Below are 20,174 nucleotides of genomic sequence, written 5' to 3' on the forward strand. Positions count from 1 at the left end.
TGATGAACCTGGGCAACGCGACGGGCCACCCGTCGTTCGTCATGTCGAACTCCTTCTCCAACCAGGTGATCGCGCAGATCGAGCTGTTCACCAAGCACGCGGAGTACGGCAACGACGTCTTCCGGTTGCCCAAGGTGCTCGACGAGAAGGTCGCCCGCATCCACCTGGAAGCACTGGGCGGCGAGCTCACCGAGCTCACCAAGGACCAGGCCGCCTACCTGGAGCTGGACGTCGCCGGGCCGTTCAAGCCGGAGCACTACCGCTACTGATCGAGACGGGCTGGACGGCAACGGACCCGTTGCCGTCCACCCGATCAGCTGTCTCGACCAGAAGCAGGAACGATCTTGCCCAGCACGGACAGCAGGGTGGCCACGTCGCCGTCGTCCAGCGCGGACAGGGGACTGGACGCCACCGTCGTCCGCATGACCTCTGCCCGCACCTGCCGCCCCTTCTCGGTGAGGACGAGCGCGCGGGACCGCCGGTCCCGCGGGTCGGGAACCCGTTCGACCAGTCCGCGGGCGGCGAGCTGGTCCGCGACGAACGACAGGTTGGGCGCGTTGCAGTGCAGGCGGCTCGCCACGGTCTTCATCGACGGCGGCTCCTCGTCCGGCTCCACCGCCCACAGCGCCTGCGCGGTCGCGGTGGTCAGACCCAGTTCCGCGAGGGGGCCGGTGATCGCCGCCTCGGTGAGCATGAACACCTCGTGGATGGCGCGGATGGCCGCGACCGCCCCTTGTTCGTCCATGAATGCATTCTAGCTACTTGCTTCGAGCCTCGAACTTGTCATGGCTACTATGCGCAGCATGACGCGGTACGTGGACGAAGACCTGCACGGCGCGGAGTTCCGCGAGTGCGACCTGACCGGGGCACGCCTGATCGGCGTCGTGATGCAGGACGCCGTGATCGACGGGTTCGTCACCAACCTCGTGGTGAACGGCGTCGAGGTCACCGAGTACGTCGAGGCGGAGCTCGACCGGCGTCATCCGGTGCGGGTGCTGCTCCGCTCCGAGGACCCGGCCGACCTGCGCGAGGCAGCACGTCAGCTCCGCGCCGCCTGGTCCGCCACGACAGACCGAATCCGCCGCACCCCCGGCATCGAGCACCGCAGCGTGAACGACGAGTGGTCGGCGGCGCAGACGATGCGCCACCTCGTCTTCGTCCACGACTCGTGGTTCCGCCGTTGCTGCCTGGGCTCGACGGAGCTGTTCACGCCGATGGGCATCGGGCCGGCCGTCGAGCCCTACCGCGAAGCGCACGGCCTCGACCTCTCGGTCAACCCGACCTTCGACGAGATCGTGAGCGTGCGCACCGCACAGGCCGCCGAGCTCGAGGCCTGGCTCGACGACGTCACCGACGCGCAGCTCGCAGCGCCGGCGCCGGTGCCCGACGACGACGTCTGGCCGCCGTACGCCAGGGGTCGCATCGTGCGGCAGTGCCTCCGCACGGTGCTCAACGAGACCTTTGAGCACCACGGCTTCTGCGTCCGCGACCTCGACCTGATCGAGGCGCAGAACGCGTGAGCTAGACGGGTCGCTCCCACGCCTGGCGTTCCGCGCCGCGCGGATCGTCGACCGTGCCGCTGTCCACGTCGAACCGCATGGTGGTGCGCCGGTCCAGGTCGTAGCGCGGCCAGCCGGGATCTCCGGTGCGGGCGAAGCGGACCCAGCTGTCGTGGACCCGCGTGACGAGGGACGACGGCGCTTCGTCGTCGCCGAGGAGCCTGTTCGGCCCGCGCAGTGAGGGCAGGTCGGTCCGCCCGAACACGAACGGGAGCTCGACCGTGTGCGTGGCGCCGAGCGCGCCGTCGAGGGCGGGTGATCGCCACGCGAACTCGTAGGCGAAAGCACGGGCGTGCGCCTCGGCGAGCGCCCAGGTGCCCGCGCCGAACAGGGCGTCGCCCAGGATTGCGGACCGGATCTCGCCGTCGGTGGCCCCAGGCCGCTGTGAGCGGTAGGTCTTGACCAGTCGCACAGGGTCGGGGTGCGCCTTGGCCGCGATGGCGTCCACGTCCGCGCTGGTCGAGCTGTCGTACTTGCCGAACGGGACCAGGTAGAGATTGCCCTCCTCGGCGTTCGTGCCGATGAGCAGATCGACTTCGGCGAGTGTGGCGTCCGCCGGTTGCGCGCCGAGGACCAGGCTGAACGGGCTCAGCCCGACCAGCGGATCGGTGTGCGTCGCGGTGCGCAGGTCGATGCCCGCGAGCTTGGACGCCGTCTCCACGAGACGCTCGTCGGAGATCTCCGCGAATGCTTGAGCGCTCGCCTCGATGCCGAGGTACTCGGCGGCGGCACGGGTCACGAGGGACGCCTGCTCGGGGGAGAAGGCGCCCAGGCCGCTTCCACTTTGGACGATCGCGCGCCGGAACAGCCCGGCGGTCTCGGGTGTGGCCAGCAGGCCGCCGACGATGGTCGCCCCGGCGGACTGGCCGAACACCGTGACGGTGCCGGGGTCGCCGCCGAACCCGGCGATGTTCTCCCGCACCCAGCGCAGGGCCGCGACCACGTCGAGCAGGCCGCGGTTGGCCGGAGCGCCGGGAAGGTCGAGGAAACCGGCGACACCGAGGCGGTAGTTCACGGTGACGAGCACGACGCCGTCACGGGCGAACGCCGAGCCGTCGTAGGACTCGGCTCGTCCGGAGCCCGCCACGAAACCGCCGCCGTGCACGAACACCATGACGGGCAGGCCGGTGGCGGTGGGATCCGGCGTCCAGACGTTGACGGTGAGGTAGTCCTCGCCGCGGTGCCAGCCGTCGCCGAAGTAGGCGCGCAGGTCCATGCTGCCGAGCAGCCGCGGCGCCTGCGGGGCGGTCGGCCCGAACTCGGTGGCGTCGCGCACGTCCCGCCACGGCTCGTGCTCCTCCGGTGCCGCGAACCGGCCCGCACCAGAAGGTGCGGCGGCGTACGGGATGCCGAAGAAAGCGGTGATCCCGTCCCTGCTCAGCCCGCGCACGGCACCTCGGCTGGTGACGACCTCCATCGCGCTCACCTCTGCTCGTAGGAGGAGAAGGGCGCCCAGTCCTTGATGGCGAACGTGTCCCCGTCGCGCGCGACCTCCACGGCGCCGCCGCCGGGGAAGTGCGCGGGGAACACCAGCGTGCCGGTGTCCGCGGCCTCGCCCAGAATCCTGCGGCGGGTGGCGCGGGCCTCGGCCGGGTCCTCGCAGAAGCAGCTGTTGGCGTCCGGTTCGAGGACCTGAACCGGGGCGTGCATCAGGTCGCCGACGAACACCGCCCGGTCGGTGCCGGAGGCGAGGGTCAGGACGCTGGAGCCCGGAGTGTGGCCTGGCGCCGGTTCCAGGCGCAGGTTGGCGTCGATCTGGTGGCCGCGCTCCCACAGTTGCGTCAGACCGGCCTGGTGCACGGGGGCGACGCTGTCCTCGAAGACGTTCTGGTTGCCGCGGCCGAGTGCGGGAGTCCTGTTGTTGGCGGGGTTCCAGAAGTCGAAGTCGTCCTTCGGCATCAGATAGGTGGCGTTGGGGAAGGTCGGCACCCAGGCGCGGTCCTCGAGGCGGGTGTTCCAGCCGACGTGGTCGATGTGCAGATGGGTGTTGATCACGACGTCCACGTCCTCGGGGCGGACGCCGGCGCGGGCGAGGTTGCCGAGGAAGTCCGTGGAGAGGTGGCTCCACACCGGGGCGTATGGGCGCTCCTTGTGGTTGCCGACCCCGGTGTCGACCAGGATCGTCCTGCCCTCGCTGCGCACCAGCCACGTCTGGATGGCGGCACGCACGGTGCCGGTGGCGGGGTCGAGGAACTCCGGCGCCACGTCCTCCCAGACCTGCTTCGAGCTCTCGGGGAAGAAGACCTCGGGCGTCATCTCCACCGAGCCGTAGTACTCCCACACACGGGTGACGGAGACGTCACCCAGTTCGATCGTGTCCATGCCGTCGATCCTGCGAACCCCGGCTCAGGGCAACCAGACCCGACCTTGCCTACCACTGGCATGGTCAGGTTCGGTGCGGCCGGCTTGCGCATACTGGCTGGATGAGCGGACAGGGACAGCTCGCCGAGTACCTCCAGGCCTGCCGGGCGCGCCTGCGACCGGACCAGGTCGGCCTGTCGACCTACGGCGAACGGCGACGGGTCCCCGGTCTGCGCCGCGAGGAGGTCGCCGGCCTGGCCGGTGTCAGCGCCTCCTACTACGTCCGGCTGGAACAGGGACAGGCCCAGCACGCGTCGCCGGAGGTCGTGGCCGCACTCGCCCGGGCGTTGCAGCTGAACCCCGACGAACACGCCCACCTGCGTGAACTGGCCCAGCCACGACGCCACCGGACCGCGCCGAAGCCACCGCCCGAACGAGTCTCGCCCGACACCGCCGAACTCGTCGCCACGCTGACCCAACCCGCTGTCCTTCTGGGCAGGCGCGGCGACGTGCTGGCGTGGAACCCCCTGGGCCACGCCCTCTTCGCGGGCCACCTCGACCAGTCCAGCCCGCACCGCCCCGCGGACCGTCCCAACATGACCAGGCTGGTCTTCCTCGACGCGCACACCCGTGCCCTCTACGGGAACTGGGCGCTCAAGGCCCGTGCGGTCGTCGGCAACCTCCGCCTGACTGCCGGCAAGTACCCGGAGGACCGGGAACTGACCGCCCTCGTCGGTGAACTGGCGACCCGCAGCCCCGAGTTCGCGACGATGTGGGCCGACCACCGGGTGCGCACCTGCGACAGCACCGCGCACCAGATGCACCACCCCGTCGCGGGCGAGATCCTGGTGAAGCAGCAGACGCTCCGCATCCCGAGCGCCCCTGACCAGACGCTGACCGTCGTGACGACGCAGCCCGGTTCGGCCGCGGAGGCCGCGCTCACGTTGCTCGGGCAGGCCGTGGCGATGGGACGACCGGAGGCGCCCGCCGAACCGCGCCGGCCTCAGCAGTACACGTAGACGTACTTGGTCTCGGTGTACCGGTCGAGTGACCGGGAGGTCCACGCTTCGACGTCGTCCCAGCGGTTGTTCTGATAGGTGACCCGGAACGCGTTGCCGTGGGCTTTGCCGTAAGCAGGAAGAATGTAGATGGTGTGGAATCCGCAGCCGTCGAAGACCCAGTACACCGCCGGTTCGTGCACTGTGGGTTCGATGCAGGCATGCCCGTAGTCACAGCTGTTGGACCAGTGCCCGGCCCCCACCTTCATCTCGGGCGCGGCTTCGGAGGGCGCCGCGCACACACCCGCCAGGGACAGGGTCATCGTGGCGCAGGCCAGGGCTTTCCTAAGGGCGTTCATCAGTTCCGTGATCCCTTTCTCGCAGCGACACAGCGAAACCCACGCTAGGAAGAAGGCATTGCGGAAAGGTTGGTTCGCAGGTCACGGCGGTCGGCCGCTGAAGCGACTCTGAAGATCGCCGCCAGGCCTGGCCACGGGGCAGCACGGCCCGAACACTGTCCGCCATGGTGCAACTGGACGAACGCGCCGCGGTGAGGAGGCTGCACGACCGGCTAGGTGTGGGGCCGCGACCCGGCGATCTCGACCGCCCGTACGACGTCGCGCTCGACGCCCTGCTGTCCGACGGTTCCGCCGGCGTTCCCGCGCCGCGACCGGCCAGCCCGCCCCGCCCCGGCAAAGGCGACAGCCAGGCCAAGAAGGATGCCGCCCGCCAACGGGCCGAGGACGAGCACGCGCTGACGGTGTGGTGGCTCGATCGCATGGTCACCGCGGACAGCCCGGCCGCCGAGCGCATGACGTGGTTCTGGCACGGGCACTTCGCGACGAGCGAGCAGAAGGTGCGGTCGCCGTCGCTGATGCTGGCGCAGAACGAGACGTTCCGCCGGCTCGGCCTCGGGCCGTTCGCGGACCTCGCGCAGGCGCTGGTGGTCGACCCGGCGATGCTGGTGTGGCTCGACGGCAACGACAACCGCGCCGGGGCGGCCAACGAGAACCTCGCCAGGGAACTGATGGAGCTGTTCACCCTGGGGATCGGCCACTACGACGAGATCGACGTCCGGGAGGCCGCGCGCTCGCTGACCGGGTGGACGGTCCGCGCGGAGTCCGGCAAGGCGGAACTGGTGGCCAAGCGCCACGACGACGGCGCGAAGAGGGTGTTCGGCCAGACCGACCGGTTCACGGCGCAGTCCTTGATGACGCTCGTGCTGGACAGGCCGGAAAGTCCCGAGTTCGTCGTGGGCAGGCTGTGGTTCCGGCTCGTGTCCGCGCAGCCGCCCGCCGCCGAGGTGGTCGAACGGCTGGTTCCGGCGTTCCGGCGCGACACCCGGACGTTCCTGCGTGCCCTCGCCTCCGAGGCGGCGTTCCGCGACTCCGCGAACGTGCTGGTGAAACAACCCGTCGACTGGGCCGTGGGCCTGATGAGAGCGCTGAACGTAAAGCCGCGTGACCTGAACAGGAAGCAGGCGGACGCGCTGCTGCGCTCGTTGCGCGGACTCGGGCAGGTCCCGTTCCGGCCGCCGAGCGTCGGAGGCTGGCCGGCGGGTGGTGCGTGGCTGACGACGGCCGCGTGGCCGTCCCGGCTCGACCTGGCGAAGCTCGTGGCCGAACGCGCCGGCCTCAAGACCGCTCTCGGCGGCGCGGACAGGATCGAGGGCGTGCGGCGCCTGCTCGGCGTCGACTCCTGGTCGGACCGCACCAGGTCGGCGCTGGAGAAGGTCGTGGACAACCCGGTGCAGCTCGTCGTCGTGGCGGCGAGCGCCCCCGAGTACGTGGTGAGCAGGTGAACTCGTGAACATCGTGACCCGACGCCGATTCCTCACGTTGTCCGGTGTCACCGCGGCCGGCGCCCTCGCCTTCGGTGCCACGCGGGTGAACTGGGACGACCTGATGGGCGCCGCCGCCGACAACCCGCTCGACCCGAGCCAGGGCGTGCTGGTCGTCGTGACGCTCTACGGCGGCAACGACGGTCTCAACACCGTGGTGCCCGCCGGGGACCGCGCCTACCAGGACGCCCGTCCCGACCTGGCCTACCGGCCGGACGAGGTGCTCGGCCTGGGCGAGGGGCTCGGCCTGAACCCCGGCATGAAGGGCCTCAAACAACTGTGGGACGAACAGGGGCTCGCCATCGTGCGCGGGGTCGGCTACGCCCAGCCCGACCACAGCCACTTCCGGTCGATGGCCATCTGGCAGACGGCCTCGCCGCGCACCTCGGTGCCTTCCGGCTGGCTGGGGCGCTGGCTCGACGAGACCGCGGGTGACGACCCGTTGCGCGCGTTGTCGGTGGAACCGCTGCTGCCGCCGTTGCTCGCCGGCGAACGCACCGCGGCGGCGTCGTTCCCGCTCAACGGCCTGAAGCTGCCGACGGGCCCGCTCGGCGACGCGTTCGCCGCGTTGGGACAGGCGTCGGACGGCGAGGAGCACTGGCAGGCACGCGTCGCCCGGTCCATCGCGGACGTCCGCCACACGGCCACGACCCTCACCGGCTCGCCCGCTGGCGGGCAGATCCCGAGCGACGACCCGGACGAGCAGCGCGACAAGGGCTCCTCGGCGGGCGGCGGTGGCGCGCTGGGCGCACAGCTCGACGTGGTGGCCCGCCTGATCGAGGCGGGAGCGCCCTGCCGGGTCTACTCGGCGTCGCTGGGCGGGTTCGACACGCACTCCGACGAGCGCGCGACCCAGCAGCGGCTGCTGTCCGAACTGGACGGCGCGCTCACCCCGTTCGTCCGCCGCGTGGGGAAGAGGGCCGTCGTGCTGGTCTACTCCGAGTTCGGCAGGCGGGTGCGCGCGAACGCTAGTGACGGCACCGACCACGGCACGGCGGGGCCGGTCTTCCTGCTCGGCGCGAACGTCCGGGGCGGGTTCCACGGCGCGCAGCCGAGCCTGACCGACCTCGACGACGGTGATCTCAAGCAGACCACGGACTTCCGCGACGTGTACGCGACCGTGCTCGACCGCGTGCTCGGGACGGAGCCCGGCCGGGTGCTGAAGGACCACACAGGCGAGGTCGGCGGCCTGTTCACCTGACCGAATTCGCGGTCTCAGGTCCGGCGGGAGGCGAACCGTTCGAATATCCGTCGCCTATTTGTCCGGTGTTGCCGGACCTGTGACCTCGACGGACAGGCCGCTGTCGCTGTCTGTAGCGACGTGCTCACCAGGGGAGATGTGACCATGAACACTTGCCCGTGATGTTCTCGTGTTCGTTTCGTAATGTGGCCCGTCTTGTGAGTATGCCCTGTCCCCGACGCAAGGTGTTTCCCGAATGCCGGGCCGACATAGAACGCCGCAGACACCCAGCCGGAAGCTGCCCATCGCAGTCGCCGCCACCCTCTCCGTGGGCTTGGTCGTGACCTTCTGGGTCGTCCGCAGCTCCGATCAGCCGGTCGATCCGACCGGAGCGGCCGCCCTTCTCGCCGCCCCGACGACGTCAGTCAGTCAGGACGTGCGGCCTGTCACGACGACGCCGTCCTCGGAACCTCCGGTGACCACCACGCCGCCTCCGGTGACCACGACGACCCCCGAGACCACCACGCCGCCCCCACCGCCCCCGCCGCCGCCCTGTCCGACCACGCTGGAGGGCGTCAAGCCGCACGTGGCGCAGGTGGGCAACCACATCGCGGGCAAGTTCGGCATCAAGGACATCGGCGGCGCCGCCGGTCGTGCCGGCGGCGGCGAGCACCCCCTCGGGCTGGCGCTGGACTTCATGGTCAACACCGACACCGCCACCGGCAACGCCGTGGCCGACTACGTGCTGGCCAACCGCAAGGCGTTCGGCGTCACGTACGTGATCTGGCGCCAGCGCTACAACGACGGCAGCGGCTTCACGCCGATGGAGGACCGCGGTAGCCCCACGGCCAACCACATGGACCACGTGCACGTGTCGTTCCAGGCTTCCGCCACGGTCAACGTCACCTGCTGATCCCGCTGGAACCCGTTTTGACGACGCGGTAGCGCAGGTGGTCGACGGCAGGGGAGTGGGGCGTCTCGACGCGTTCCAGTTCGATCGCCGAATCGAGCGCGGCGAAGAGTGGCGTGCCGCCGCCGAGGAGCAGCGGGACCACGTGCACGTGGATCTCGTCGACCAGGCCGAGTGGCAGGGCCTGCTGCATCACCGTGGCGCCGTGCAGGCCGACCCACTTGTCGCCCGCCGCCTTCTGGGCCTGCTCGATCGCGCTGGCCACACCGTCGGTGACGAAGGTGTAGCCGGGGTGGTCCTCGGCGGGCGCGTGGTGGGTCACCACGAAGCTCTGGCAGCCGGGAACCGGGCCACCGGGACCCCACGCGTGCACGGTCTTGTCGAACGACGTGCGGCCCATCACCACGGCACCGCAGTGGGCGACCGCGTCCTCGAGGTACTCGCGGTCCGCGTCGATCGGGTCCTTGAACATCCAGTCGTGCAGGCCGCCGGCGCCGTCGCCGAACGGGTTCTCCCGGCTCGCACCGGGGCCGGTGACGTAGCCGTCGAGCGAGATCGACATGTCACAGATGACCAGTCCCATGGTTCGTGTCCCTTCCGGATCCATCGTGCTCTCACCCACACGTCGAACACGGGGAGTCGATTTCGACGGCCGGGACCGGACACCCTCCAAGTGCCGGTGACGATGACATCGCCGGGGGACAGCGTCATGGCCTCGGAGAGGATCGCCGCCGGCCTGGCCACGCCGAAGATCATGTCGTCGGTGTCGGCCTCCGGCGCCGCGTTCATCCGCTCGAACGAGATCACCGGTCCGCCCGCGAACGGCCGGCACGTGCACGGCAAGGTCGTCATCGACCTCTAGAACCGCTGGACGCCGATGACTTCCAGCAGGCGCAGCTGGTCGACGGCCTGGCTTCCCGGTGTGGCGACGAAGAACTGCAGTCGTTGGTGTCCGTCCTCGCTGAACAGGTTCTGGCACTGGACGTCGACGACGCCGAGTTCGGAGTGGACGATCCGTTTGTGCTCACCCCGGCGGACGGCGACGTCACCGGTGTCCCACAGCGCCGCGAACTCGGCGCTCGTCTGACGGAGCCGCGTGACCATCGCGGCCGCCGCGCCCGCGGGAGCGTGCCGGGCGACGGCGGCGCGGAGGTCGGACACCAGGACCTTGGAGTGGTGCGGGTGGTCGTCCTCGGGGTAGATCGCGCGGACGGCGGGCTCGGTGAACCACTGCGACAGGAAGCTCTCGCTGGTCGCCGGGCCGAGCAGGGCGGTGGCGAGCCGGTTCTGCACGAGGGTTTCGTGCAGGTCGGTGATGATGCGGGCCGGGGTGCCGTCGAGCCGGTCGAGCAACGCGAGCATCGCGGGCGCCACGTGCGCCGAGACGCCGTGTGCCGGTGGCACGGGCCTGCCCGCCAGCAGGAACAGGTGGTCGCGTTCGTCGGAGTCGAGGCGGACCGCCCTGGCCAGTGCGGTGAGCATCTGCGCCGACGGCTGTGCGCCGCGGCCGCGTTCGAGCTCGATGTAGTAGTCGACCGACGCTCCGGCGAGCTGGGCGACCTCGTCCCGGCGCAGTCCGGGCACGCGGCGCCGGGATCCGGTCGGCAGGCCCACCTCGGCCGGCGTGATGCGCGCACGCCGCGACTGCAGGAACAGGCCGAGCTCAACGAGATCCACCTCTTCAGTATCGCCGCGGGCCGCCACCTCAGCCAGGGGACGCCAACCCCTGGGTCAGCGGCAACTGGTTACCGGACTGTCAGCGCGAAATGCTTCTCTCACAACGAAAGGAGCACGACATGCCGTTCGCCAACCTGAAGGTTCCCGCGGGAACGCTGTCCGCCGAGCAGAAGCAGACCCTCGTGGAGAAGGTCACCGACCTCTACGCCGACACCTTCGGCGACGCCGTCCGCGACAACACCATGGTCCTCGTCGACGAGGTCGCCGACGGCGGCTGGGGCATCCGCGGCGAGGTCCTCACCCTCGCGAAACTGCAGCAGGGATGACCGGGACGGCGGCTCGCTCCGAGCCGCCGTCACCCCGGCAAAGGTGCCCACCACCAGCGATACCAGCGTCGGGCTCCGGAGGTATCGGGCGTGGGACCGGGACGGGAACCGGCGCTGTGACAGTCGTGTCGACCTGCTCACGAGGGGAAGACAGATGACTGAGGCGATCAAGCATCACCCCGTCCAGACCAGCGCGGCGCTCTCCGTGGACGAAGAGGACCCGTTCTTCTTCGACCACCCGCTGGACCACGTTCCCGCCATGCTGCTCCTGGACACCTGCCTGCACAACGCCGTGCGGTCCACTTCGGACGGAATGCGGGTCCGCTCCGCGAAGTTCCGGTTCCGGAGGTTCTGCGAGAAGGACCTGCCCACCGCCGTCACGGTGAGCAGCGCGGGGCCGAATCCGCTGAGCCACGAGGTCTCGGTGACCCAGAACGACACCGTGGTCTGCGAGGGCGAGATCACGCTGGTCCCCGGCGAGGAGATGTCGTGGCCGCTGCTGCGGGCCGACGCGCGACGCGCCGACAAGCACCTCGTGCACAAGCTCGTGGACGACCGGGTGCTGGTCGGCCCGATCCAGCGGAACGACGGTGGGCACACCGTGGCGGTCGGCGGACCGGTCGTGCGCGCCGGGCGACCTGGGCTGCACCCGGTCTCCCCGCTCGTCGAGGCGGCCCGCCAGGCCGGGATCATGACCCTGCACGAGGTGTCCGAGGTTCCGGTCGGCTGGCAGTTCGTGGTGACCAAGCTGCAGGTCGACCTCGTCGCCGGCGGGGAGCGTCGCGGCGCGACCACCCTCCGGTACGGGACGTGGAGGCTCTCCGGCCAGGTGTTCGTCCTGCCCGCCGAGATCATGGCCGGTGGCCGCGTGGTGGGGACCATCTCGTTCTCCGGACGGGTGATGCCGCTGTCCGACTACCACCAGCTGCGTCCCGAGGCGATCGGGGCGAACCGGTGAAGGGCCTGCTGCACAGCCGTTTCCCGGCAGTGGCGTTCGTGGTGGGCGTCGCGGGCCTGGCGGTCGGCCTCGTCCGGGCCGTGCTCGACACCGGCCGGCCCACCCACCCGCTCGGCGCGGTGCTGCTCGCTCTCTACCTGGCGTGGGTCCTGCTGGAGGTGCGGACCACGCTCCGGACCGCGGCGTCGGCCTCGTCGGCGGACGACCGGGGGAGCGAGCAGCTCTACGGCGTCGCGCGCCTGGTGACGATGCTGGCCGCCGCGCTCGGGCCGGTCCCGTGGTCCTCCTGGCAGCCCTGGATGGTGCTCCCGCCGCTGCTCCTGGTCTCCGGTGTCGCGCTGCGGCTGACGTCGATCCACGTGCTCGGCCGGTTCTACTCCCACCGCGTGCGCCTGGTCGACGACCACCGGATCGTCACCACGGGTCCGTACCGGCTGGTCCGGCACCCGTCCTACACCGGGATGCTGCTCGCCAACGCGGGACTCGTCCTCTACTTCGCCAACCCGGTCAGCGTGGCGGCGTTCGCGCTGTTGTTCGTGCCCGCGGTCGTGAACCGGATCCTGGTCGAGGAACGCGTGATGTTCACCGTGCCCGGATACCGCGAGTTCGCGCTGGACCGGAAACGACTCGCCCCGCTCGTCTGGTGACCGCCCGCGCGTCCGAATCCCGAGGAGTTCTGCCGTGATCGAGACCATGGACCAGCCACTGGCCGCTCAGAAGGTCGGCTGGAAGTTCGCCCGGCTGAAGACCATGCGCGAAGCCGGCATCGAGGTTCCCGAGTTCTTCTGCCTCACCGGCGACTTCTTCGCCCGTGCCGTGCCCACCGCGACCGTGCGCGAGGCGTTGGCGGGCCTGGACTTCACCGACTGGCCGGCCGTGCGGGCCGCTGCCGAGCGGATCCGCGCGAAGATCATCGACGGTGGTCTGCGGCCGGAGGACGAGCAGCGGCTCGCCGGGGCGATCGCGGCGAACTTCGACGCCGACGCCGTGCTCGCGGTGCGCGCGTCGATGGTGGGTGCCCGTGCCGAGGAGGGCGAGGACTCGGCGGAACACGCGTTCGCCGGCATGAGCGACAGCTTCCTGTACGTGCCGGTCCACGGTGTCCGGGACGCCGTGCTGAAGTGCTGGGCTTCCGCCTTCAACCCCGAAGCCCTGCTGTACCGGCACCGGCACGGACTGTCCACACAGGACGTCTCGGTGGCGGTCGGCGTGCAGCGCATGGTGTTCGGCGAGCGATCGCTCGTGATGTTCACCTGCGACCCGACGACCCACGCCAGGGACACGGTGATCAGCGCGGGCTGGGGCATCGGTGAGGGCGTGGTGGCCGAGCGCACGCCCACCGACCACTACTTCGTCCGCTTCGGCACCGGCGAGGTCCGCGGCGTGGTCGCCGACAAGACGACCATGGTGACGTTCGACGACGAGCACGGCCACGGTGTCCGCCAGGCACCGGTGGCCGCCGAGCGCAGGGCCGCCGCCGTGCTGTCCGACGCCGAGGTGACCGGCCTGGCCGAGCTGGGCCGCCGGATCGAGGCGCTGTTCGGCTGCCCGCAGGACATCGAGGCGACGATCACGCCGGACGGCGCCGTGCACGTGGTGCAGTCGCGGCCGATCACCCTCGACCCGGCCCGCAACCGCGTCTTCAGCAGCGCCAACGTCTCGGAGAGCTTCCCGGGGACGACCACGCCGATGACCTACTCGGTGGCGCGGAGGTTCTACTGGCTGCTGAACCACGACTACCTGCGCCGGTGCGGCGTGCCCGAGCGCGAGCTGCACCGCCTGCACGAGACGATGACCCGGCTGGTCGCCCGCGTGGACGGCCGGATCTACCACAACATCACCTCGTTCATCCGGATGCTCGACGTCTTCCCGCTGTTCGACGGCCTGCGCCGGGACTGGGAACGACTGGTCGCCGAGCTGGACACCAGCTACCACTACTCGGGCGGCGAACGCAGCCGACGCGAGCGCCTGCGCCGGGCGGCGAAGCTCGCGACGGGCTGGGGCAGGGCCGCGGTCAACTACGCGTCGCTGCGCCGCGACTTCGCGGCGTTCGAACGCGAGTGGGCCGGGATCATGGAGTCCCGCCGGGAGCGCGGCCTGACCGGTGTGCACCCGCTGACGCTGGCCGACGACTACCGCGAGGTCTGGCGCCGGGCGGGCGACCTGTGGGGCGTCACGCTGGTCAACTACCAGTTCATGCTGATCACCCACAAACGCATCGAGCGCTGCCTGGAGCGGTGGGGCGTCGGCGACTCGGACACCCTGTTCAGCCAGCTGCTCTGCGGTGGCGATCAGCTGCGCGGCGCGGAGATCGCCCTGAGCGCCGTGCGGCTCTCGGAGCAGGTGGCCGCGGATCCCGAGCTGGCGGCGCTGTTCCGGTTGAAGCCGCCGCGGGAGATCTGGCGGCTGCTCGCGGCGGGCGAGCTGCCCGGTGAGTTCACCGCCTCCGTCGAGCGGCACCTGACCCGGTACGGCGACCGCGGCCTCGAAGAGCTCAAGCTGGAGCGGCCGAACCTGCGCGAGGAGCCCTGGGAACTGCTGCGGCTCGTGGGTCAGTACGCGACGCGCGGGATCACCGCGGCCGAGATGGAGCGGACCGAGGCGGAGACCCGGCTGGCGGGGGAGGAACGGCTCCGCCGCGCGCTGCCCTCGGCCGTCAAGCGGAAGGTGCTGTTGGGCCTCTTCGACCGCCTGCGCACGTTCCTCTACTTCCGCGAGGCCGGCCGGTACCAGCGCAGTGAGCTGTTCGGCTACAGCAAGCGGATCATCGCCGCGCTCGGCGCCGACCTCCACCGCCGTGGTGTCCTCGCCGAAGCGCACGACGTCTTCCTGCTGGAGCTCGACGAGCTGTTCGGCTTCCTGGACGGTTCGGGGTCGACGCACGACCTCGCCGGTCTGGTCGAGGTGCGCCGCGGTGACGCCGCCAGGGCAGAGCTCCGACGGCCACAGCGCGAGTTCTCGACGGCGGACGTCGTGGCCCTGTCGGTGCCGGAGGCCGTGGCCGAGGAACCGGACGCGGGCGGTGCGCTGCGCGGGCTCGGCTCGTGCCCCGGCAAGGTGCGCGGGCGGGCCAGGATCGTGCTCGACCCCGCCTTCGCCGACGACCTCGACGAGAACGACATCCTCGTCGCCCGCGAGACCGACCCCGGCTGGCTGTACCTGATGCTCAGGGCCCGCGGCATCGTGGTCGAGCGCGGCAGCCTGCTGTCGCACACCGCGATCACGGGCCGGAAGTTCGGCATCCCCACGATCGTCGCCGTACCCGGTGCCCTGCAACGGATCCCGGACGGCGCGCTGATCGAGCTCGACGGGGCCACCGGCACCGTCACGCTGGTGGAGGACTGATGACGACGTGGTGGCGGTTCACCCTCCAGCGCTATCCGCCGGCGAAGTACGTCTTCTACGTCTCCCTGCTGGTGGCCGCCGTGCTGACGACGCTCGCCCCGCTGCGCGCCGGCTCGGGCCCTGGGCCCGTCGAGGTGGCGTGCGGCTGGGCCGGCGCGTTCACCCTGCTGTACTTCTTCCGGGTCGTCGACGAGGTCAAGGACCTGCCCTACGACCGCGAGTTCAGCCCGGGGCGGCCACTCGTCACCGGCGACGTGACGACCGCGGAAGTCCGGACCTACGGGGTGGGCTCCGCTGTGGCGGCGCTGGCTTTCTCGGCCGTCGCGGGTCTCGGCCCCCTGATCGTGGCGGCCGCCGCGATGTCCTACTCGCTCCTGCTGTTCCTGGCGGAGCGGAAGTCGGCGAAGTTCGCGGACAGCATGTGGGGCAACATCGTCGTCACCATCCAGCTCAAGACGATCCTGGTGCTCTACGTCGTGGCGGTGGGCGGCGGGGGAGAGGTGCTGCCCACCGGGCTGCTGGTGGTCTCGTTCCTCTTCGGCTACCTGCACTGGGAAATCGCCCGCAAGACCATGCGGCGTGAGTTCGAGCGGCCCGGCGAGAAGCTCTACTCGACGGCGGCGGGGTGGACGGGAGGGGCGTCGGTCGCCCTGGTCCTGCTGGTCGTCGCGTGCGGCCTCCAAGCGGTCGTGGCGCTCGCCTGGGACGACGCAGGGCTCGAAACCCTCCTGCTCGCACTGCCCCTGCCGATCACCGCGTGGGGCGTCGCGAAACTGGCGCGCAACCGCGAGAAGCGGTACGCGCCGGGAAATCCCGCACTGCTGGCCTACGTGGTGTTCCTCGCCGCGTGCACCCTGAGGACGTTGCCGTGACCATCCTAAAAGGACTGGAAGTCCGCTCGTACCCCATGGCGCGAACCTGTCCGTTCGACCCGCCGCCGGACATGCTCGACCGCCTTCCCGCCGCCAAGGTCCGCATGCCGTCCGGTGAACAGGCGTGGCTGGTCTCCGGCTACGAGCTGCAGCGGAGCCTGCTCGCCGACCGCCGGTTGAGTGCCGATCCCCAGCGCCCCGGTTTCCCGTTCCTGTCCGAAGCCGACGCCGCGTTCCGCCAGTCCTTCAAGGCGTTCGGGTTCATGGATGGGCGGGACCACATCGCGCGGCGGCACATCCTGGGCGGCTACTTCACCAACAGGCGCGCCGCGTCGATGCGGGCCGGCATCGAGGCGCTCACCCAGAACCTCCTCGACCGGCTGGCGGCAGGCCCGCGCCCCGCAGACCTGGTCACCGAGCTGGCCCTGCCGCTGCCGACCGAGGTGATCTGCGACATCCTCGGCGTCCCCTACGACGACCACGAGCTGTTCCACCAGAACGTCGCGACGATCGTGTCGGTCGGCGCGACGGCCGAGGAGGTGGGCACGGCGTTCCAGCGGCTGCGTGCGTACTTCGAGGTGCTGACGTCGGTGAAGCAGCGCGATCCCGGCGACGACCTGCTTTCGATGCTGGTCGTCGAGCAGCTCGGCGCGGACGGAGGGCTCCCGCGGGAGGAGGTCGTCGACACCGCGATGCTGCTGCTCGCCGCCGGCCACGAGACGACGGCGAACATGATCGCGCTCGGCGTTCTGGTGCTGCTACAGGATCCCGCGCGCATGGAGCTGTTCCGCGACGGCGACGACGCGACGGTCGCCCGTGGGGTCGACGAGCTGCTGCGGTACCTCTCGGTGGTCCACAGCGGCCTGCGCCGGGTCGCGGTCGAGGACATCCCGATCGGCGGGCAGACCATTCGCGCCGGTGAAGGTGTGGTGCTTCCGGGCGAGGCGGCGAACCGGGACCCGTCGGTCTACGCCGACGCGGACGTGGTCGACCTCGACCGCGACGCGCACCAGCACCTGGCGTTCGGGTACGGCCCCCACCACTGCATCGGCCGCCGGATCGCGGAGGTGCAACTGCGCGTGGTCTTCCGCGCTGTCGCCCGCGGGCTGCCGGGCCTGCGGCTCGCGGCCGACGTCGAGAGCCTCCGGTTCAAGCACGACCAGGCCATCTACGGCGTCGAGTCCCTGCCGGTGACCTGGTAGTCCCCTCCGCCGACCTCAGGGAACCCGATCATGCAGCTCGAAGACGCCCTCACCACCACCCGCGCGGTCCGGCGGCGCCTGGACCTCGAACGGCCGGTGGACCTCGAGATCGTCCTGCGGTGCCTGGAAACCGCCCTGCAGGCACCGACCGGCGGCGACCGTCAGGCCTGGCGGTTCGTCGTCGTCACCGAACCCGATCTCCGCGCCGAGGTCGGCCGGATCTACCGGCGGTGCTTCGAGGAGCGCACCCAGGGCGCCGCCGGCCGGACCTACGAGAACGCCCAGCACCTCGCCACCGTCATGGAACGGGTACCGGTGCAGATCATCCCGTGCGTCGAGGTCCCCGGCGGCCACCTTCCACCGGGCAACCAGGCGAGTCTGTGGGCAGGCCTGCTGCCCGCCGTGTGGAGCTACATGCTGGCGGCCCGCGGACACGGCCTCGGCACCTGCTGGACCACGGCCCACCTCGCCGCCGAGGAAGAGGTGGCCGCGCTGCTGGGCATCCCGGACGGCACTCGTCAGGCAGCGCTCATCCCCACCGCCCACACGCTGGGCGCCACCTTCGTCCCCGCCCGCCGACGCCCTCTCGGCGACGTTCTGCACCTCAACGGCTGGACCACGCGGGAACCCGCCTCCACGTGACCGGCGTCACGGAGCACCGAGAAGCGGATAGCCCATCCGATTGCTACGTTGAAGTGGATTAGTCTTCCGTTTCAGGTCGGAGGGCGCGGCGCGGAGTGAGTGATCGGCATGAACAACACCCCGTCAGCGACACGGGAGACCGTCACGGCGTCAGGGAGGTCGCGGACCCTCACCGTGGTCGGATCCCCGGACGGTGCGCCTGGACGCACGCTCGTGCTCGTCTTCCACGGCTCGAAGCAGACCGCGGACAAGCACCGGGCGTTCACCGGCAACGCGTTCGACGACCTGACCGCGGACGGAGCCGCGGTGCTGGCCTACCTGGACGGGTACCGGGGCAACTGGAACGACGCGCGGCGGGAGGCCTCGTTCGCCGCCCGCAAGGAGAACATTGACGACGTCGAGTTCGTCAAGACGGTCATCGAACGGCTGAGGGTCACGCATGGCGTCGACCCGCGGAAGGTGTTCGCGGTCGGGTACTCCAACGGGGGCCAGATGGTGATGCGCCTGGTGCACGAAGTCCCGGAGCTGATCTCCGGCGCGGCGGTGTTCGCCGCCACCATGGCCACCACCGAGAACTTCCTGATCGAGAACGCGCCCGCGGTGCCGATGCCGATCCTGCTCGTGCACGGGACGAAGGACCCGATCGTCAGCTTCGGGGGAGGAACGTTCAACTGGTGGCAGAAGCTGGTGTTCAAGGTCGGCGGCCGCAACCGGTCCGCGCCCGAGACCGCGCGGTACTTCGCCGACCGCAACGGCATCACCAGCCCGCCCGTCACCACCACCCTGGCCAAGCCCCGCGGCTCGGCCGATCCGACCACCGTCGAGCGCACCGACTACCGGCAGACCGGGCGTCAGCCCGTGGTGTTCTACGCGATCGATCAGGGCGGCCACACCATCCCCGGCCCGGCCAAGGCGCCCGGCGTGCTCGGCAAGACCAGCCACGGCATGAACGCCGCCCACGCCGTCGGAACCTTCTTCCACATCACGAACTGACCCACCGCGGCAGCGGGGACGAGAAGTGGTACCGGGGCGGCTATCCGCGTCCGGGCGCCGAACGCCGCTCGCGCGACGCGCGGAGATAGCCCATGACCAGTGACTCCAGGTCGGGTTCCGCGGCGGCCCAGCCCTGCGGTGCCGGTCCGGCGTCACGCAGCAGCAGCGTGGACTGGCGCCCGGTGCGGGTCGCGCTGACCGGCGATCCGTCCACAGCGGACTCGTCGGCGGCCGGGCCGACCAGGATCCGGTGCCGGGCGAGGACTTCCTCGATGTCGCCGTCCACCTGAACCCTGCCCTCGTCGACCAGCAGGATGTGGTCGCACACCTCCCGCAGATCTGTCAGCAGGTGTGAGGACATCACCACCGTGGTGCCGCGTTCGGCCACCTCGGTCATGACGATCCGCAGCGTCTCGTCGCGGGCCAGCGGATCCAGATCGGACAGCGGCTCGTCCAGGAGTAGCAGCCGGGGGAGCCGTCCCAGCGCCACCGCGATGGCCACCTGCGTCCGGGTGCCCGCGGACAGGGTGCGCACCCGCGCCTCCTGGTCCACGCCGCCCAGCAGTCCCAGAACCTCGCCGACCCGTTCCGCGGACCAGCGCTCGTTCATGGCCGCGCAGAGCCGCACGAGTTCGCGCACCGTGAGGTCCGGGTACAGCGGCTGGTTCTGGGCCAGGAACGAGACGTCCGGGTGGATGCGGCCCCGCAGCGGGGTGCCGAAGGCGCTCAGCTCACCGGTGGTGGGGCGGACGAGGCCCGCTGCCATGCGCAGCAGGGTGCTCTTGCCGGCTCCGTTCGGGCCGACCAGGGCGACGACCTTGCCCTCGGGAATGGTGAAACTGCAGTCGCGGACCGCCCAGTGCTTGCGGTATCGCTTGCCCAGGGCGGTGGCGGTCAAGGGAGTCATGATCGTTCCTCGGCGGGGTAGTGCTCGTCGCGGACCGCGAAGTACAGGGCGTCGACGTCCTCGACACCGAGGCCGTCCTCCCGTGCGTGGCCCATCCAGCCGGTCAGTTCCTGCCGCAGCGGCGCGTCGTCGCCGGTGGTCGCCTCGGAGGACAGGGACTTGGTCACGAACGTGCCCAGACCGCGACGGCCTTCGACCAGTCCTTCGCGTTCCAGTTCGCGGTAGGCCTTGAGCACGGTGTTGGGGTTGACGGCGGTCGCCTCCACCACCTCCCGTGCTGAGGGCAGCCGGTCGCCGGGGGTCAGCAGTCCCAGTCGCATGGCGTGTTTGACCTGATGGACGATCTGCATGTAGGTGGAGACCCCGGAGCGCCGGTCGATCCGGAACTCGATCACATCGGCCAGCATAGGTGCTCCCGCGGTTGAGGGCCTCCACCGCTCAACTCTGCCGTCGCAGCGCCCAGA

The 20,174-nt window shown here is 70.6% G+C and carries 22 protein-coding genes and 1 pseudogene; 14 read left to right on the top strand and 9 right to left on the bottom strand.

What is annotated here, in order from left to right:
* Positions 1-269 (top strand): adenosylhomocysteinase (locus ACH413_RS47830; protein WP_396426248.1); only part of this gene is annotated, 269 nt, incomplete at its 5' end.
* Positions 270-313: 44 nt separating this feature from the next.
* On the opposite strand, the gene ACH413_RS47835 is transcribed toward ACH413_RS47830, so the two are convergent.
* Complete coding sequence (locus ACH413_RS47835; protein WP_360045484.1) at positions 314-745, bottom strand: MarR family transcriptional regulator; 432 nt, start codon at positions 743-745, stop codon at positions 314-316.
* Between the two features lie 58 nt (positions 746-803).
* Between ACH413_RS47835 and ACH413_RS47840 the strand changes: the two genes are divergently transcribed.
* Positions 804-1,520 (top strand): DinB family protein, encoded by a 717-nt coding sequence (locus ACH413_RS47840; protein WP_360045486.1) that lies wholly within the window; start codon positions 804-806, stop codon positions 1,518-1,520.
* A 1-nt stretch (position 1,521) separates the two neighbouring features.
* On the opposite strand, the gene ACH413_RS47845 is transcribed toward ACH413_RS47840, so the two are convergent.
* Both ACH413_RS47845 and ACH413_RS47850 read right to left on the bottom strand, forming a co-directional pair.
* Positions 1,522-2,976: a carboxylesterase family protein gene (locus ACH413_RS47845; RefSeq protein ID WP_360045488.1), complete on the bottom strand. Its 1,455-nt coding sequence runs from the start codon at positions 2,974-2,976 to the stop codon at positions 1,522-1,524.
* 5 nt (positions 2,977-2,981) lie between these two features.
* Positions 2,982-3,881, bottom strand: coding sequence for an MBL fold metallo-hydrolase (locus ACH413_RS47850; protein WP_360045490.1), 900 nt, complete (start codon positions 3,879-3,881; stop codon positions 2,982-2,984).
* A gap of 101 nt (positions 3,882-3,982) precedes the next feature.
* Here ACH413_RS47850 and ACH413_RS47855 point away from each other — a divergent pair, with 101 nt between their 5' ends.
* Complete coding sequence (locus tag ACH413_RS47855) at positions 3,983-4,879, top strand: helix-turn-helix transcriptional regulator (RefSeq protein WP_360045492.1); 897 nt, start codon at positions 3,983-3,985, stop codon at positions 4,877-4,879.
* On the opposite strand, the gene ACH413_RS47860 is transcribed toward ACH413_RS47855, so the two are convergent.
* Positions 4,864-5,217: a hypothetical protein gene (locus ACH413_RS47860; protein ID WP_360045494.1), complete on the bottom strand. Its 354-nt coding sequence runs from the start codon at positions 5,215-5,217 to the stop codon at positions 4,864-4,866. The genes ACH413_RS47855 and ACH413_RS47860 overlap by 16 nt on opposite strands.
* A 164-nt stretch (positions 5,218-5,381) precedes the next feature.
* Here ACH413_RS47860 and ACH413_RS47865 point away from each other — a divergent pair, with 164 nt between their 5' ends.
* From ACH413_RS47865 to ACH413_RS47875, 3 genes are all read left to right on the top strand, one after another.
* Positions 5,382-6,659 (top strand): DUF1800 domain-containing protein, encoded by a 1,278-nt coding sequence (locus tag ACH413_RS47865; protein WP_360045496.1) that lies wholly within the window; start codon positions 5,382-5,384, stop codon positions 6,657-6,659.
* Positions 6,660-6,663: 4 nt separating this feature from the next.
* On the top strand, positions 6,664-7,899 hold the full coding sequence (locus tag ACH413_RS47870; protein WP_360045498.1) for a DUF1501 domain-containing protein: 1,236 nt from the start codon (positions 6,664-6,666) through the stop codon (positions 7,897-7,899).
* A gap of 319 nt (positions 7,900-8,218) precedes the next feature.
* Positions 8,219-8,791, top strand: coding sequence for a hypothetical protein (locus tag ACH413_RS47875; RefSeq protein ID WP_360045500.1), 573 nt, complete (start codon positions 8,219-8,221; stop codon positions 8,789-8,791).
* On the opposite strand, the gene ACH413_RS47880 is transcribed toward ACH413_RS47875, so the two are convergent.
* The 3 genes and pseudogenes from ACH413_RS47880 to ACH413_RS47890 form a co-directional block, all read right to left on the bottom strand.
* A complete protein-coding gene (locus ACH413_RS47880) occupies positions 8,781-9,371 on the bottom strand; it encodes a dihydrofolate reductase family protein (RefSeq protein WP_360045502.1) in 591 nt (196 codons plus the stop codon). The two genes, ACH413_RS47875 and ACH413_RS47880, sit on opposite strands and share 11 nt — an antisense overlap.
* Before the next feature lie 122 nt (positions 9,372-9,493).
* Positions 9,494-9,640, bottom strand: a pseudogene (locus ACH413_RS47885) (hypothetical protein); the annotation flags it as partial.
* Positions 9,641-9,646: 6 nt separating this feature from the next.
* Positions 9,647-10,465, bottom strand: coding sequence for a helix-turn-helix transcriptional regulator (locus tag ACH413_RS47890; RefSeq protein WP_360045504.1), 819 nt, complete (start codon positions 10,463-10,465; stop codon positions 9,647-9,649).
* Between the two features lie 119 nt (positions 10,466-10,584).
* Between ACH413_RS47890 and ACH413_RS47895 the strand changes: the two genes are divergently transcribed.
* From ACH413_RS47895 to ACH413_RS47930, 8 genes are all read left to right on the top strand, one after another.
* Positions 10,585-10,791, top strand: a complete 207-nt coding sequence (locus ACH413_RS47895) for a 4-oxalocrotonate tautomerase family protein (protein WP_360045506.1) — start codon at positions 10,585-10,587, stop codon at positions 10,789-10,791.
* 154 nt (positions 10,792-10,945) lie between these two features.
* Positions 10,946-11,749: an AfsA-related hotdog domain-containing protein gene (locus ACH413_RS47900; RefSeq protein WP_360045508.1), complete on the top strand. Its 804-nt coding sequence runs from the start codon at positions 10,946-10,948 to the stop codon at positions 11,747-11,749.
* Complete coding sequence (locus tag ACH413_RS47905) at positions 11,746-12,396, top strand: isoprenylcysteine carboxylmethyltransferase family protein (RefSeq protein WP_360045510.1); 651 nt, start codon at positions 11,746-11,748, stop codon at positions 12,394-12,396. The genes ACH413_RS47900 and ACH413_RS47905 overlap by 4 nt, the downstream gene beginning before the upstream one ends.
* 34 nt (positions 12,397-12,430) lie before the next feature.
* Positions 12,431-15,094 (top strand): PEP/pyruvate-binding domain-containing protein, encoded by a 2,664-nt coding sequence (locus ACH413_RS47910; protein WP_360045512.1) that lies wholly within the window; start codon positions 12,431-12,433, stop codon positions 15,092-15,094.
* On the top strand, positions 15,094-15,966 hold the full coding sequence (locus tag ACH413_RS47915; RefSeq protein WP_360045514.1) for a hypothetical protein: 873 nt from the start codon (positions 15,094-15,096) through the stop codon (positions 15,964-15,966). Before ACH413_RS47910 ends, ACH413_RS47915 begins: the two co-directional genes overlap by 1 nt.
* 35 nt (positions 15,967-16,001) lie before the next feature.
* Positions 16,002-17,168 carry a cytochrome P450 gene (locus ACH413_RS47920; protein WP_360045516.1) on the top strand — a complete coding sequence of 389 codons (1,167 nt, stop codon included), beginning with the start codon at positions 16,002-16,004 and terminating at the stop codon, positions 17,166-17,168.
* Between the two features lie 30 nt (positions 17,169-17,198).
* Positions 17,199-17,810 (top strand): nitroreductase family protein, encoded by a 612-nt coding sequence (locus tag ACH413_RS47925; RefSeq protein ID WP_360045518.1) that lies wholly within the window; start codon positions 17,199-17,201, stop codon positions 17,808-17,810.
* A 174-nt stretch (positions 17,811-17,984) separates the two neighbouring features.
* Complete coding sequence (locus tag ACH413_RS47930) at positions 17,985-18,803, top strand: dienelactone hydrolase family protein (RefSeq protein ID WP_360045520.1); 819 nt, start codon at positions 17,985-17,987, stop codon at positions 18,801-18,803.
* Positions 18,804-18,843: 40 nt separating this feature from the next.
* On the opposite strand, the gene ACH413_RS47935 is transcribed toward ACH413_RS47930, so the two are convergent.
* On the bottom strand, positions 18,844-19,710 hold the full coding sequence (locus ACH413_RS47935) for an ABC transporter ATP-binding protein (protein WP_360045522.1): 867 nt from the start codon (positions 19,708-19,710) through the stop codon (positions 18,844-18,846).
* Positions 19,707-20,105 (bottom strand): GntR family transcriptional regulator, encoded by a 399-nt coding sequence (locus ACH413_RS47940; RefSeq protein ID WP_360045703.1) that lies wholly within the window; start codon positions 20,103-20,105, stop codon positions 19,707-19,709. The genes ACH413_RS47935 and ACH413_RS47940 overlap by 4 nt, the downstream gene beginning before the upstream one ends.
* Positions 20,106-20,174: the final 69 nt, after the last annotated feature.

Source organism: Lentzea sp. NPDC020367 (assembly GCF_044387305.1).
Taxonomy (GTDB): domain Bacteria; phylum Actinomycetota; class Actinomycetes; order Mycobacteriales; family Pseudonocardiaceae; genus Lentzea.